Annotated in this window: 15 protein-coding genes and 1 pseudogene; 5 read left to right on the top strand and 11 right to left on the bottom strand. The window is 72.9% G+C overall.

The features are described 5' to 3' along the window. The first annotated feature begins 7 nt into the window (after positions 1 to 7). Complete coding sequence (locus ACZ5NH_RS41015; RefSeq protein WP_468782935.1) at positions 8 to 766, top strand: SDR family NAD(P)-dependent oxidoreductase; 759 nt, start codon at positions 8 to 10, stop codon at positions 764 to 766. Between the two features lie 55 nt (positions 767 to 821). Here the strand turns inward: ACZ5NH_RS41015 and ACZ5NH_RS41010 are convergent, their stop codons facing one another. Further along, positions 822 to 1310, bottom strand: coding sequence for a DUF1203 domain-containing protein (locus ACZ5NH_RS41010; RefSeq protein WP_468782933.1), 489 nt, complete (start codon positions 1308 to 1310; stop codon positions 822 to 824). A 112-nt stretch (positions 1311 to 1422) separates the two neighbouring features. Here ACZ5NH_RS41010 and pepN point away from each other — a divergent pair, with 112 nt between their 5' ends. After that, complete coding sequence (gene pepN, locus ACZ5NH_RS41005) at positions 1423 to 3996, top strand: aminopeptidase N (protein ID WP_388634622.1); 2574 nt, start codon at positions 1423 to 1425, stop codon at positions 3994 to 3996. A 61-nt stretch (positions 3997 to 4057) separates the two neighbouring features. On the opposite strand, the gene ACZ5NH_RS41000 is transcribed toward pepN, so the two are convergent. The 3 genes from ACZ5NH_RS41000 to ACZ5NH_RS40990 are packed head-to-tail and all read right to left on the bottom strand — an operon-like array spanning position 4058 to position 6613. Then, positions 4058 to 4954, bottom strand: coding sequence for a LysR family transcriptional regulator (locus ACZ5NH_RS41000; protein WP_468782931.1), 897 nt, complete (start codon positions 4952 to 4954; stop codon positions 4058 to 4060). A gap of 17 nt (positions 4955 to 4971) precedes the next feature. Continuing rightward, a complete protein-coding gene (locus tag ACZ5NH_RS40995) occupies positions 4972 to 5889 on the bottom strand; it encodes a DMT family transporter (protein WP_468782929.1) in 918 nt (305 codons plus the stop codon). A 34-nt stretch (positions 5890 to 5923) separates the two neighbouring features. After that, entirely contained in the window at positions 5924 to 6613 is a 690-nt protein-coding gene (locus tag ACZ5NH_RS40990; protein WP_468782927.1) for an EamA family transporter, read from the bottom strand. On the opposite strand from ACZ5NH_RS40990, the gene ACZ5NH_RS40985 reads away from it, so the two are divergent. After that, entirely contained in the window at positions 6518 to 7018 is a 501-nt protein-coding gene (locus tag ACZ5NH_RS40985; protein WP_468782972.1) for a MarR family winged helix-turn-helix transcriptional regulator, read from the top strand. The two genes, ACZ5NH_RS40990 and ACZ5NH_RS40985, sit on opposite strands and share 96 nt — an antisense overlap. A gap of 39 nt (positions 7019 to 7057) precedes the next feature. Here the strand turns inward: ACZ5NH_RS40985 and ACZ5NH_RS40980 are convergent. The 6 genes and pseudogenes from ACZ5NH_RS40980 to ACZ5NH_RS40955 form a co-directional block, all read right to left on the bottom strand. Continuing rightward, positions 7058 to 7438, bottom strand: a pseudogene (locus ACZ5NH_RS40980) (FAD-dependent monooxygenase); the annotation flags it as partial. A gap of 140 nt (positions 7439 to 7578) precedes the next feature. Beyond that, entirely contained in the window at positions 7579 to 7854 is a 276-nt protein-coding gene (locus tag ACZ5NH_RS40975) for a hypothetical protein (protein ID WP_388634640.1), read from the bottom strand. Positions 7855 to 7912: 58 nt separating this feature from the next. After that, on the bottom strand, positions 7913 to 10003 hold the full coding sequence (gene malQ / locus ACZ5NH_RS40970; protein ID WP_468782925.1) for a 4-alpha-glucanotransferase: 2091 nt from the start codon (positions 10001 to 10003) through the stop codon (positions 7913 to 7915). After that, positions 10004 to 10294 (bottom strand): hypothetical protein, encoded by a 291-nt coding sequence (locus tag ACZ5NH_RS40965; protein ID WP_451555485.1) that lies wholly within the window; start codon positions 10292 to 10294, stop codon positions 10004 to 10006. A gap of 147 nt (positions 10295 to 10441) precedes the next feature. Next, positions 10442 to 10735: a hypothetical protein gene (locus ACZ5NH_RS40960; RefSeq protein WP_468782923.1), complete on the bottom strand. Its 294-nt coding sequence runs from the start codon at positions 10733 to 10735 to the stop codon at positions 10442 to 10444. A gap of 172 nt (positions 10736 to 10907) precedes the next feature. Further along, a complete protein-coding gene (locus ACZ5NH_RS40955) occupies positions 10908 to 11444 on the bottom strand; it encodes an HNH endonuclease (RefSeq protein WP_039649619.1) in 537 nt (178 codons plus the stop codon). Positions 11445 to 11768: 324 nt separating this feature from the next. Between ACZ5NH_RS40955 and ACZ5NH_RS40950 the strand changes: the two genes are divergently transcribed. Both ACZ5NH_RS40950 and ACZ5NH_RS40945 read left to right on the top strand, forming a co-directional pair. After that, on the top strand, positions 11769 to 12878 hold the full coding sequence (locus ACZ5NH_RS40950) for a mechanosensitive ion channel family protein (RefSeq protein WP_468782921.1): 1110 nt from the start codon (positions 11769 to 11771) through the stop codon (positions 12876 to 12878). Positions 12879 to 12967: 89 nt separating this feature from the next. Beyond that, positions 12968 to 13594 (top strand): Uma2 family endonuclease, encoded by a 627-nt coding sequence (locus ACZ5NH_RS40945; protein ID WP_468782919.1) that lies wholly within the window; start codon positions 12968 to 12970, stop codon positions 13592 to 13594. Here the strand turns inward: ACZ5NH_RS40945 and ACZ5NH_RS40940 are convergent. Beyond that, entirely contained in the window at positions 13584 to 14051 is a 468-nt protein-coding gene (locus ACZ5NH_RS40940; RefSeq protein ID WP_468782917.1) for a hypothetical protein, read from the bottom strand. The two genes, ACZ5NH_RS40945 and ACZ5NH_RS40940, sit on opposite strands and share 11 nt — an antisense overlap. Positions 14052 to 14315 lie beyond the last annotated feature (264 nt).

Here is a 14315-nt window from a genome sequence, read left to right as displayed (position 1 = left end):
GTTCACCATGATGCTCACCGACAGGACCGCGATCGTCTACGGCGCCGGCGGCTCGATCGGTTCCGCGGTGGCCCGCGCCTTCGCCCGCGAGGGTGCCCGGGTGCACCTCGTGGGCCGCACCCGGGAGACGCTGGAGGCGGCGGCCGCCGACCTCAAGGACGCCGAGGTCGCCGTCGTGGACGCCCTCGACGAGGCGGCGGTGGAGGAGCACGCGGCCCGGGTCGGCAGGATCGACATCTCCTTCAACCTCGTCAGCCGCGGCGATGTGCAGGGCGCCCCGCTCACCGAGATGCCCGTGGACGACTTCCTGCGGCCGGTGATCAACGGCACCCGCGTCAACTTCCTCACCGCCCGCGCCGCAGCCCGCCGCATGGCCGAGCAGGGCTCCGGTGTGATCCTCACCCTCAACAGCGGTTCCGCGCACGGCAGTCCGATGATGGGCGGCACGGGACCGGCCGATGCCGCGATCGACACGCTCGTCCGGAATCTGGCGATCGAGCTGGGTCCGCGCGGGGTACGGGCCGTGGGGCTGTGGGCGGCCGGGGTGCCCGAGACGTTCACCGTCGAGAAGCTGTCCGCCGTCAACCCGGCGATCGACGAGGCCGCCGTCCAGGGCATCGTCGACAACCTCGCGACGATGCGCATGACCCGCCGCAACCCCACCCTCGCCGAGGTCGCCGCCACCGCCGTCTTCCTCGCCTCCGACCAGGCGGCCGGCATCACCGGCACCTTCGTCAACGTCACCGGGGGGATGGTCGCTCGCTGAGCACGGTCGGGGACACCCTCGGTCGATGTCGAACCGGGCGGTAGCAGCCGGAGCCTCAGCCCCGTCGCACCTCGTACAGAAAGCACCCGTACTCCACCGCCCGCACGTGCACCACCGCCACCTCCGGGTCGGCGAAGGCCTCGGTGAGGGCGGACGGGAAGTCGGCGTCCGTCAGGCGGCCGCCCAGGATCCGGCCGTCGGCCGAGTAGCGGCGCAGCACCCGGTGGGCGTTCGTGAAGGGCAGGGCCGCCGGGTCGGCCGGACCCGGGCAGTCGGCGGCGTGGATGAAGACCGGGCCCTGCTCGTCGTACGCCCCGGGATCGGCGCCCGTCTCGGCCGCCCAGCGGCGCAGCGGCGCGTACGACACCAGGGCGATCCGCTCGCCGGGCTCGCTGCGGCGCAGGCAGCAGCGCAGCGGGGCGCCGCCCTCCTCGTCGGTGACGGGGGCCGGGGGGCGGCCGGCGTCGTCGGCGGTCCGCAGCTCCTTGAGAACCCGGGGCTGAATGGGACGTGCGGTGTGTGTCGTCGTGTCCGTCGTCGTCATGCCTCCAGCGTCCCGCCGCGACGCCCCGCCCACCGGCGGGAACCGGACATCGCTTTCCCGGTGGGCGGCATGGAAGGATGGCGCAACCCACACATAACGAGGAGATGACCGCGTGCCTGGCACAAACCTGACTCGCGAAGAGGCGCAGCAGCGGGCCGAGCTGCTCACCGTTGACTCGTACGAGATCGATCTCGACCTCTCCGGCGCGCAGGAGGGCGGTACCTACAGGTCCGTGACCACGGTGCGCTTCGACGTCGCTCGCGGCGGCGTCGAGTCCTTCATCGACCTGGTGGCACCGACCGTCCACGAGGTCATGCTGAACGGCGACGCGCTCGACCCCGCCGAGGTCTTCAAGGACTCGCGGATCGCCCTGCCGGGGCTGCTGGAGGGGCGCAACGTCCTGCGTGTCGTCGCGGACTGCGCCTACACCAACACCGGCGAGGGCCTCCACCGCTTCGTCGACCCGGTCGACGAGCAGGCCTACCTCTACACCCAGTTCGAGGTGCCGGACGCCCGCCGGGTGTTCGCCTCCTTCGAGCAGCCCGATCTGAAGGCCACCTTCCAGTTCACCGTGCGCGCGCCCGAGGGCTGGACCGTCATTTCCAACTCGCCGACGCCCGAGCCGCAGGACAACGTCTGGGTCTTCGAGCCGACCCCGCGCATCTCCACGTACATCACCGCGCTCATCGTCGGCCCGTACCACAGCGTCCACAGCGTGTACGAGAAGGACGGGCAGAGCGTGCCGCTCGGCATCTACTGCCGGCCCTCGCTCGCCGAGTTCCTCGACTCGGACGCGATCTTCGAGGTCACGCGACAGGGCTTCGACTGGTTCCAGGAGAAGTTCGACTACGCGTACCCCTTCGAGAAGTACGACCAGCTGTTCGTGCCCGAGTTCAACGCGGGCGCGATGGAGAACGCGGGCGCCGTCACCATCCGTGACCAGTACGTCTTCCGGTCCAAGGTGACCGACGCGGCGTACGAGGTCCGCGCGGAGACGATCCTGCACGAGCTGGCCCACATGTGGTTCGGCGACCTCGTCACCATGGAGTGGTGGAACGACCTGTGGCTGAACGAGTCGTTCGCCACCTACACCTCCATCGCCTGCCAGTCCGCCGCCCCCGGCTCGCGCTGGCCGCACTCGTGGACCACGTTCGCCAACTCGATGAAGACCTGGGCGTACCGGCAGGACCAGCTGCCGTCCACGCACCCGATCATGGCGGACATCCGCGACCTGGACGACGTGCTCGTCAACTTCGACGGCATCACGTACGCCAAGGGAGCCTCGGTCCTCAAGCAGCTCGTCGCGTACGTCGGCCAGGACGAGTTCTTCAAGGGCGTGCAGGCCTACTTCAAGCGGCACGCGTTCGGCAACACCCGCCTGTCCGACCTGCTCGGCGCCCTGGAGGAGACCTCCGGCCGCGACCTGAAGACCTGGTCGCGGAAATGGCTGGAGACGGCCGGCATCAACATCCTCCGCCCGGAGATCGCCACCGACGCCGACGGGGTCATCACCTCCTTCGCCGTCCGCCAGGAGGCCCCGGCCCTGCCCGCCGGCGCCAAGGGCGAGCCGGTGCTGCGCCCGCATCGCATCGCGATCGGCCTGTACGACCTCGACTCCGACTCCGGCAAGCTGGTGCGCACCGAGCGCGTCGAGCTGGACGTCGACGGCGAGCTGACGGCCGTACCGCAGCTGACCGGCAGGCGCCGCCCGGCGGTCGTGCTGCTCAACGACGACGACCTGTCGTACGCCAAGGTCCGCCTCGACGAGGAATCGCTGAGGACGGTCACCGAGCACCTCGGCGACTTCCAGGAGTCCCTGCCGCGCGCCCTGTGCTGGGCCTCGGCCTGGGACATGACGCGGGACGCGGAGCTGGCCACCCGGGACTACCTCTCCCTGGTCCTGTCCGGCATCGCCAAGGAGTCGGACATCGGTGTCGTGCAGTCGCTGCACCGCCAGGTCAAGCTCGCGATCGACCTGTACGCCGACCCGGCCGCCCGCGAGGCCCTGCTGGCCCGCTGGACCGACGCCACGCTGGCCCACCTGCGGGCGGCGGAGCCGGGCGGCGACCACCAGCTGGCCTGGGCCCGTGCCTTCGCGGCGACGGCCCGCACGCCCGAGCAGCTGGACCTTTTGGAGGCCCTGCTGGAGGGCACCCAGACCGTCGAGGGCCTGGCCGTGGACACCGAGCTGCGCTGGGCGTTCGTGGAGCGTCTTGCGGCGGTCGGCCGCTTCGACGAGGCGGAGATCGCGGCCGAGTACGAGCGGGACAGGACGGCCGCCGGTGAGCGGCACGCGGCGACGGCTCGCGCCGCCCGCCCGACGGTGGAGGCCAAGGCCGAGGCCTGGGCCTCGGTGGTCGACTCCGACAAGCTGCCGAACGCCGTGCAGGAGGCCGTGATCAGCGGCTTCGTGCAGACCGACCAGCGCGAGCTGCTGGCGCCGTACGCGGACCGGTACTTCGAGGTCGTCAAGGACGTCTGGGACGCGCGTTCGCACGAGATCGCCCAGCAGATCGCCGTCGGCCTGTACCCGGCGGTCCAGGTGTCCGAGGCGACCCTCGCCAAGACCGACGCCTGGCTGGCGGCGGCCGAGCCGAACGCGGCCCTGCGCCGCCTCGTCTCGGAGTCCCGCTCGGGCGTCGAGCGGGCGCTGAAGGCCCAGGCGGCGGACGCGGCGGCCGAGTAGCCACCCTTTGACGAGGGCGCCCGGCATCCGTGCCGGGCGCCCTTTTCCCGCCGGCCGGCCTTCAGCCGGCGGCCACCGCCCGCAGCGCCTCCAGCACCCGGGCCACCGCCCGCCCCGTCTCCCCGCCCCTGCGCACCGCCGCCGTGACGTGCCGGACAGGCCCGGCCGGCCCCAGGTCGCGCATGACCACCCCGTCGCGGCGGGCCGCGGCCATGCGTGGGACGAGGGCCACTCCCATGCCCGCCTCCACCATGGCGAGGATCGCGGTCCAGCCGGAGGCGGAGTGGCCCTGGTGGGGGCTGAAGCCGGCCGCCTCGCAGGCGCGGCGGGTGATGTCGGACCAGGGGCCGCTGCCGCCGAAGATCCAGGGGTCGGCGGCGAGGTCGGTCAGGTTCAGGGAGTCCGCGCGGGCGAGCGGGTGGTCGGGGGGCAGTGCCACGTCCAAGGGGTCGGCCAGCAGGGGGACCTGGGTGAAGCGGGGGTCCGCCGCGCTGGGGGCCGAGGCCGCGAGGGACAGGGCGAGGTCGACCTCGCCGGCGGTCAGGAGGTCGTAGGCCTCGGCGGCCTCCGCCTCCGTCACCCGGACGGTCACTTCGGGGTGCGTGTCCCGCAGGGCCCGTACGGCCGGTACGACCAGGGCGGGTACGGACGTCGGGAACGCGCCGACCCGGACCTCCCCCGCCTCCCCCTGGACGTACGCCGCCAACGCCGCCTCCGTGCGCTCCAGTTGCTCGAAGACCGGCTCGGTGTGGGCCAGCACCAGGCGGGCCGCGTCGGTGAGCCGTACCCGGCGGCCCCGCGCCTCCAGCAGGGGCACGCCGAGCTGCCGGGCGAGGTTGGTGAGCTGCTGGGACACCGCGGACGGGGTCATGTGCAGGGCCTCGGCCGTCGCGGTCACGGTGCCGCGCTCGCGCAGGGTGCGCAGGATCTGCAGCTTTCGGATGTCCCACTCGGCCATGCCGGGAAAGCTACATGTCAGCGGCGTGAACCCGCGCCCAGGACCACTCCGCCGAGGATCAGGGCCATCGACAGCAGTTGCGGCAGGCCCGTCGTCTCGCCGAGCACGGCCCAGGACAGCAGGGCCACGCAGACCGGCTGGAGGTAGTAGACGATGCCCGCGCGGGTCGCGCCGATCAGGGCGACGGCCCTGTTCCAGGCGAAGAAGGCCACGGCGGAGGAGGCGACGCCGACGTAGAGGAGGGGCAGGACGGTGGCGGGGGTGGGGTGGAAGGAGCCCTGTACGGTCACGCTCACCGCCTGCGCGGGCAGGAGGAGGACCGTGCCGGTCAGGAACGTGGTGAACAGGAAGCCGGTGCCCTTCAGTTCGGCCGGCCTGCGGCGCAGCAGCGCGCTGTAGCGGGCGAAGCAGCAGGCCGCCGCGATCATCCACAGAGTGCCGGACGAGAAGTGCGTGCCGCCGCCCACGAGCAGTGTCACGCCCGCGCAGGCGACGAGCAGCCCGGTGGTGCGGCGCCCGCCGAGCCGTAAACCGCCCAGCCGTTCGAACACCGCCATGAGCACCGGGGAGGCGGCCATGATCATGCCCATGGTGGCGGCGGGCGTGGTCAGTCCGGCCTGGTTGACGAGGGTGTTGTAGGTGGCCACGCCGAGGAGGGAGGCGAGGAGGACGTAGCGGGCGTGATGGCGGATCAGCGTCCGCTGCCGCCAGGCCTGCCGGGCGCCGAAAGGGGCTACGGCGAGGAGCGCGACGGCCCAGCGCCAGAAGGCGTGCTGGACGGGCGGGACGCTGTCGTGCAGACCGCGGGAGGCGACGAAGCTGCCGGACCAGACGAGGGTGGCGAGGGCGGCGAGGGCGAGTCCGACCGCGGGGGCGGCGGCCTTGCGGGCGGGTGCGGTGGAGGTGGTGGTGGTCCTGGGCAGGACGGCTGCCACGGGGCTCCTTTCGGTGGGTGGTGGGTCCGTGTCCCTACCGTCGCAGCCGCAGATCCATAAGGTCCATCGAATCTTTTCGAGCATTCTTTTCAGTTGAACTGAACGGTTGGTTCCTGCCGCCCCCGAGCTGTCCCGCGAGCGTCGCGCCGAACGCCAGCGCCATCCCCGCCACCTGCACCGGTGTGAGCGCCTGGCCGAGGGCCGCCCAGCCGACCACGGCCGCGGTGAGCGGGGAGAGCGGGCCGAGGAAGGCGACCTGGGTGGCGGTGAGCCGGCCGATGCCACGGAACCAGAGCCAGTACGCCACCGCCGTGTTGGCCAGGGCGAGATAGAGGTAGCCGCCTGCGGCACGGGCGTCCAGGGCGGGCGGGGCGCCCTCGGCCAGGAGGGCGAGCGGCGCGATGAGCAGGCCGCCCGCGGTGAGCTGCCAGCCGGTGAGGGCCAGCGGGCCCACGCCGTCCGGGCGGCCCCACCGTTTGGTCAGCACCGTACCGGCGGCCATCGAGGCGGTGCCGGCCACGGCCGCGAGCACTCCGACGACATCGAGCGTGCCGGTGCCCTGGAGGACGACGAGGCTGACGCCGAGCGCGGCCGCGGCACCGGTGCCGAGCGTGCGCCGGGCAGGCCGCTGCCCGAGCAGCAGCGCCGAGAGGCCGACGACGAACAGCGGCTGGACCGAGCCGACGACGGCGGCCATACCGCCGGGCAGCCGGTACGCCGACACGAACAGCAGGGGGAAGAAGGCGCCGATGTGGAGAAGGCCTACCGGCCCTACGGCATCTCACGCGGCGAGTTCGACGTGCTCGCGACCCTGCGCCGGACCGGCGAGCCGTACACGCTCTCGCCGCGGCAGCTGTCGGCCACGCTCATGCTCACCACCGGCGGGATGACCGGGCGCCTCGACAAGCTGGAGAAGGCGGGCCTGCTGCGCCGCTCCCCCGATCCGCACGACCGGCGGGGCCTTCAGGTGACGCTGACCGAGAAGGGACTGGACGTCATCGACCGGGCGGTCGGCGCGGGCCTCGCGGTACAGACGGAGGCCCTGTCGCTCCTCGACGACGAGCAGGTCGGCCAACTGGCCGACCTGCTGAGGGAGTTGCTCGCGGGGACGCTGGAGGCGCCGCACTAGGGCGGGGCTCAGCCGCCGACGTGCGCGGCGACCGCCGCCCAGCGGCTCGGTGTCGGGGACGTTGCGGCCGCGATGCCAGCCGATCACCCGGTGGTAGCCGTCGCCGAACGGCGCGAGGAAGGCGAAGGCGTCACCGACGGCGTTGACGGTGAGCAGGGTCGGCGGTTCCTCGGCGAGCCGGACGTCGGCGAGGACCACGGACCGGATCACCGACCTGCCCGGGAAGGGCAGCCCGATCGCGTCCCGTACGGCGCTGCGCATGCCGTCGGCGCCGACGACGTACGCCGCCCGCAGCGTCTCGGTACGCCCCTCGGGCCCGCGCACCTCGACGGTCACCCCGTCGGCGCCCTGGGTGAGCCCGGTCAGCTCCGCCTCGTACCGGAAGTCGGCTCCCGCCTCGACGGCCCGGCGCTCCAGGAGGTCGTCGTGCAGGTGAGCTGGTTCGGCTGACGTGCCCGAGCCGGGCGGAAAACGCCGAGGGCGCCGACCTCACCCGGGTACGGCAGCACGCGCGTACCGGCGGGAGGACAGGCGCCCCCGGCGAGAGAACCGGTGTCCGGTCAGGCCTTGGCGTCGGCCTTGGGCTTCACGTTGGACGAGGGCTTGATCGTCCGGATCTTGGACTTGTCCAGCGCCATCACCAGACCGGCGATGACCACGAACAGCGCGAGCGGGATCAGCACGTAGAGGCCCAGCGTCTGGATGACGCTCAGGCCGGGGCCGGGGTCGTCGCCGTCGTCGCGGGTCAGCGCGAGCGCGGGGGACGACATGAGCAGCATCATCAGCGTCGTACCGGCGGCCAGGGCACCGGCGCGCAGGGCGTTCTTCTTGTCCACGATCTCAAGTTAGCGAACCACCCGGAAGGCCGCGCGGCCGGGGTCCCGTACGGGGGATTCACACGCCCCTGGCCTGCCCGAACACATGGAGTAGTGCCCGCAGCCGCGGGGAGGCCGTCAGTTCCTCCAGGGGCACGGGCCGGCCCGCGGGGTCCGCGATCGGCAGTCGCCAGTTGGGGTACTGGTCCCAGGTCCCCGGCAGATTCTGCGGGCGGCGGTCGCCGACGCCGTCCGGGAGCCAGACGCCGATCAGCCGGGCCGGGGTGCGCAGCAGGAAGCGGTGGACGGCGCGGATCTCCTCCTCCTCGTCCGAGCCGGGCGGCCCGGCGGCCGTCAGGTCCAGCAGGCCGAGGCTGCCCAGCAGGGCGAGCCACTCGGCGGCGTCGGCGACGGCCTCGGCGCGTTCCTCGGTCGCCGGGCGGGTGAGCAGGCCCAGGCGGTCGCGCAGGTCGACGTGGTCGCCGGTGAGCCGGGCGGCGGTGGGCGGCAGGTCGTGGGTGGTGGCGGTGGCCAGGCAGTCGGCGCGCCAGCGCTCGGGCGGCAGCGGGCGTCCGTCGCCCTCCCAGTCGCGTTCGAACCACAGCACCGAGGTGCCGAGCACTCCGCGCCGCTGCAGCGTCTCGCGCACGCCGGGCTCGACGGTGCCGAGGTCCTCGCCGATGACGACGGCTCCGGCGCGGCCGGCCTCCAGGGCGAGGATCGCGAGCATGGCGTCCGCGTCGTAGCGGACGTAGGTGCCCCCGGTGGGCGCGCTGCCCTGGGGGACCCACCACAGCCGGAACAGGCCCATCACGTGATCGATGCGCAGGGCGCCGGCACAGCGGAAGAGGGCGCGCAGCAGCTCGCGGTAGGGCGCGTATCCGGTGGCGGCGAGCCGGTCGGGGCGCCAGGGCGGCAGGCCCCAGTCCTGGCCGCGGGCGTTGAAGGCGTCGGGCGGGGCGCCGATGGACATGCCGGCGGCGAACACGTCCTGCTGGGCCCAGGCGTCGGCGCCGGCGGGGTGCACGCCGACGGCGAGGTCGTGCACGATCCCGACGGACATGCCGGCCTCGCGGGCGGCGCGCTGGGCGGCGCGGAGCTGGCCGTCGGTGAGCCAGGCGAGGCGGGCGTGGAACTCGACCCGGTCGGCCAGGTCGGCGCGGGCGCGGGCGGTCTCGGCCGAACGGGGGTCCCGCAGGGCGGATGGCCACCGGTGCCAGTCGCAGCCGTGGATCTCGGCGAGTGCGTACCAGGTGGCGTGGTCGTCGAGGGCCTGGCCGTGGGCGGCGCGGAAGTCGTCGTAGGCGGCCCGGCGGCCGGGGCCGAGGGGGACGGTCAGGACCAGGTCCAGTGCCTCGCGCTTGAGTTCCCACACGGCGTCGCGGTCGATGAGGGCGCCCTTGTCGAGGACGGCGGCACGCAGCCGTTCGGCGCGCTCCAGCAGGGCGTTCAGCCGCTCGCGGTCGGCGGCGTAGGCGTACTCGGGGATGTCCTCGATCCGCAGGTGGACGGGGTCGGGGAAGCGGCGCGAGGAGGGGCGGTAGGGCGAGGGGTCGGTGGGGGCGCCGGGTACGGCCGCGTGCAGCGGGTTGACCTGGACGAATCCGGCGCCGGCGGTGCGTCCGGCCCAGCCGGCCAGTTCGGCGAGGTCACCGAGGTCGCCCATGCCCCAGGAGCGGCGGGAGAGCAGGGAGTACAGCTGGACGAGGAGGCCGTGGGCGCGGCCGGGCGGGGCGGGCAGCCGGTCGGGGGCGACGACGAGGTGGGCGTGGCCGGTGCGGCCGTCGGGGGCGACGGCGGTCACCCGGTGCACGCCGAGCGGCAGGTCCGCGGCGGTGTCCCGGTCCTGGCCCGCCTCGGTCTCGACACGCAGGCGGGTGCCGGGCGGCAGCGCGGCGAGGGCGGCGGGGCCCTGCGGGTCGCCGGCCCAGTGCACGAGCGTCGGCGGCAGCAGGCGCTCGCGCAGTTCGCGTTCCCGCGCGTCGAGGGCGGCGCGTACGGCGGCGGGTCCGGCCGCGTCGACGCCGAGGGCGGCCAGGGCGGCGACCACGGCGGAGGCGGGGACCGGGACCTCGCGGCCGGGGGCGGGGCTGTAGGAGGTGGCGACCCCGTGCAGACCGGCGAGCCGGGCCAGGTCCGCGTCCGCGAAGTCCTCGAACTCCGCGCTCATCTACGGCCTCGCGCCGAAGGCGCCGGACTCGTACGACCCCCCGCCGTAGGTGTCGGATTCGTGCGACCCCGCGCCGAAGGCGTCCGACTCGCTGGTCAGCGGGGTGGCCTCGGCGAGCGGCGGCTCGCTGGTCAGGGGCTCGGCGTCGGGCAGGGGCGGCTCGCTGGTCAGCGGGGCCTGGGCGCAGGCGCTCTCCGCGCTGAACACGCACAGCGCGCCGTCGGTCGGGGCGGACGGGTCCGCCTCGGGTTTCCACTGGGCCGGGATCGGGAGTCGAGCCGGTGCGGCCACGAGGGGCCTCCTTCGGGTGGCGGTCGGATGTTGCGGTTTTGAACGGATTACGGCAGGCCTACCCCGTGACGGCGCGGGCACTCCCGAGAGCTGCTCGAACACACGACGACGGGCGGCGCGCGGCCCGCGCCGCAGATCACTGTTCACTCAGTGCATGTAGCCGGGTACGGCCGAGCAGCGGGGTGCGGGCCGGGGCTGCTGTTCGCCGCCGCTCTCCGGCCTCGCCGTCGGCACCGCCGAGTCGGTGGCGAACCGCCGCCGCGGCCTGGCCGCACAGGTCGCCTCCGGGGTGCCCCGGGCGGTGCTCGGCCGGGCGCTGCTGCTGGAGACGGCGCTGCCGCTGGCCCCGGAGGTCGTGCTGGCGGGTGCCGGCGGCATGGCGATCGGCGTCTGGTACGCCTCGCTGACCCAGGGCCGGCTCACCCAGGCGGTGCCGTGCACCGCGCTGCTGGTGCCGGTGGGCGTGTACGCCTGCTGCCTGCTGGCGGCAGCCGTCTCGCTGCCCCCGCTGCGCCGTTCGGCACACCCCCGGGGCGCTGCGGTACTCGTGAGCCCGAAGGCTCCGGGGCACAGGGGACCCCCGGAGCCGGCGGGTACGCGAAGGCCCGGATCGTCAGGCGGAAATGCCGTCGATCCGGGCCAGGGCATCGTCCGCGCCGTATGGCTGCAAGTAGGGCAACCAGCGCGGATCCCTGTGCCCGGTGCCGATGATGCGCCAGGCCAGCCCGGTCGGCGGGGCGGGTTTGTGCCGCAGTCGCCACCCCAGCTCGACGAGGTGACGGTCGGCCTTCACGTGGTTGCAGCGGCGGCAGGAGGCCACCACGTTGTCCCAGACGTGCTTGCCCCCGCGACTGCGCGGGATGACGTGGTCGACGCTGGTTGCGACGCCACCGCAGTACATGCACCGGCCCCCGTCGCGCGCGAAGAGTGCGCGCCGGGTGAGTGGAACGGGCCCCCGATAGGGAACCCGGACGAATCGCTTGAGCCGGACCACGCTGGGTGCGGGGACTGTGACGGTTGCGCTGTGCATATAGGCGCCGGATTCCTCGAGGGAGACGGCCTTGTTCTCCAGGACGAGGACGAGCGCGCGGCGGAGCGGTACGACGCCGAGCGGCTCGTACGACGCGTTGAGGACCAGGACGTGCGGCACGGGTGCCTCCTTGGGCGTCGGCGGCGCGTGGCTCGCGCCGGGACGATCTGCAGCCAGTCTCCCCTCATGCCTGGTGGAAGCGCCACCATGTCCCGGTAACGGGCTGGGAGTGTTTTCGACCACACCTGATTCATCCCCCGGATCATGGCCGGTTCAAGCCAGGGTGAGTCCCGTCTCTCCTGCGCCCCTCCTTGGCGGATCCGCGCGATGCGCACACAATGCCCCGTTAGTGTGGTGGCCCTGTCCGTCCGGTGACCTTCTCGTGACCTTCAAGACCTTGACCGCCCGCCGGCACGGACCGTGCAGCACCTGGAGGTACCTGCCGTGTCGTCCTTGCCCGCCGCCCTCTTGGCCGCCGGTGCGTCGCCGACCCCGTCCCCTTCCCCGTCCGAGACGGCACCGGTCGTGCCGTCGCTCCAGGACGCCCAGCAGAGCGCGACGAACGCGGCGAGCTGGGTCGAGCAGAACTGGTCGACCTGGCTCGCGATGGGGCTGCAGATCCTGCTGATCGTGGTCGTGGCGGTGGCGCTGCGCGCGGCGGTGCGGAAGGCGATCACCAAGCTGATCGACCGGATGGGCCGCACCGTCGAGGCCGTGGACGGCACGGCGCTGAGCGGGCTGCTGGTCAACGCCGAGCGGCGCCGGCAGCGGTCGGCGGCGATCGGCTCGGTGCTGCGGTCGGTGGCGAGCTTCCTGATCCTCGGTACGGCCGCGCTGATGGTCCTGTCCACCTTCAAGATCGACCTGGCGCCGCTGCTGGCGTCGGCCGGTGTGGCCGGTGTGGCGATCGGTTTCGGCGCCCGGAACCTGGTCACCGACTTCCTCTCCGGCGTGTTCATGATCCTGGAGGACCAGTACGGCGTCGGTGACGTGATCGACGCGGGCGTGGCCACCGGTGAGGTCATCGAGGTCGGGCTGCGCGTGACCAAGCTGCGCGGTGCCGAGGGTGAGATCTGGTACGTCCGCAACGGCGAGGTCAAGCGGATCGGCAACCTCTCCCAGGGCTGGGCGACGGCCGGGGTGGACGTGACGGTGCGGGCGGGCGAGGACCTGGACCGGGTCAAGGCGACCCTGGACGAGGTCGCCGAGCACATGAGCAAGGAAGAGCCCTGGAACGAGCTGCTGTGGGGCCCGATCGAGGTGCTCGGCCTGGACTCGGTCCTGATCGACTCCATGGTGGTGCGGGTCTCGGCCAAGACCATGCCGGGCAAGGCGCTGACGGTCGAACGCGAACTGCGCTGGCGCATCAAGCGCGCCTTCGACGCGGCGAGGATCCGCATCGTGGGCGGCGCGACGTCGGTCGAGGACGCGGAGGAGGCCGCCGACCCGGCGGCGGCGGTGGCGGCGCCTTCGGTGTACGCCAACGCGGACTCGCCGCAGGCGGCGGCGACGGCACCGATCGCCGTGCAGCGGCCGACGCCTCCGGGCAAGTAGCGAGCGGAACGGTTTCAGCACACTCGTTCGAGTGAACAGGTGGGGCATTCCGGCGCGGGGAGCGCAGGGGGTGCCCCATCGTTCTGCCCATGAGCACCGACCACCTCGAGGAACCGGATCTCATGGAGCGGATGGAGCCCGTCCGGCTCCTGGCGGCGTACGAGGCGGCCTCGCCCATGCCCGTGCGGCCCGAGTTCATCGAAGGCCGGGCTTGTGTACCGCAGGCGCCGCCCGATGACGGGCACAACGAGGCTGTTATGAGCCTGTTCTTCCAGTTCTGGTCCGCGGAGGTCCCGCTCGTCGGCACCGGCAACGGATACCGGTTCACCGACAGGACCGGGGCCACGACAGCGCTGATCGGTCCCGACCTGTGCGTGCGGCGCCGAAGGGCGACCAGCGCCGACGAGACGCACTTCGCGAGCCATCCGGGCTGGTACCCCGCCGACATGCTCGCCCTGGTAGGCGAAGTCACCTCCACCAAGCACGAAACAGACACCGGCCCCAAACTCCGCACCTACGCCGCCGCCGGAGTCCCGATCTACGTCCTGATCAACCGCCACTCCAAAACAGCCCACTGCTACACCGACCCCGTCCTCCCCGGCCAAGACCCCACCGAGGCGTACTACGCCACCGACACCAAGGTCACCCTCGGCGATCCCCTCCCCATCCCGGCGCCGTACCCCACCCTCGACACCGCCCCCTTCGTCACCGGCTGACCAGCCGCACGATCTGGCACAGCGCGACGAACGCGCTCGCCATGCGCAGCCCCGGGCCGGTCATCAGGCTCTCGTCGGCGTGGATCCTCATCCGGGCCTCTCCCGACGCGTCGTCGATGGTCACCGTGCCCGTGACGGAGCGCCGCCCGCGGAACGGGCGCCAGCGGAAGTGGAGTTCCTCGCCGCTCAGCACGTCCCACGCCCGATCGGACGCGGGCAGGTCCGCCTCCAGCCGCGCGGCCCGGCCGGCTCCGAGAACGTACTCTTGGCAGGCCGCCAGCGCCTCCACCGAGACCGGTATGCCGGTGCCGCGGGCCCGGCGGAGCAGGGTGCCGTACAGGTAGAGGGCGAAGAGGAAGCCGACGAACGCCCAGAGGGCGGGCGGCAGAGTGAGGTCGGCGACTGTCGACCAGGACAGTCCGTCGTCCACCGCGCCGAGCACGGTCAGCAAGATCATCAGTGGCAGGACGCCGGACATCGTGGCACGCCACAGCCTCCCCAGGAGTCTTCGGTCGGGCATCCTTCACCATCCGCTCGTCGTCCACCGGCCCTTGCTGCCGGGATCGAAGATCGGCAAGCGGTGCATCAGGTATACAGCCGCTCCCGGCGAGATAACGACTCTGTTGCCTCGGAAGCGTTGTCTATTGACGCCCCCTTCGTCCTGGGCTTACGTTCCTCCCACCCCAATAGGAAAGTTTCCTAACAGTGATCTCCTGGGCGG

Source organism: Streptomyces sp. NPDC031426 (assembly GCF_055581585.1).
Note: the sequence above shows the minus strand (reverse complement) of the source record. Positions and strands in the feature narration are given on the sequence as shown.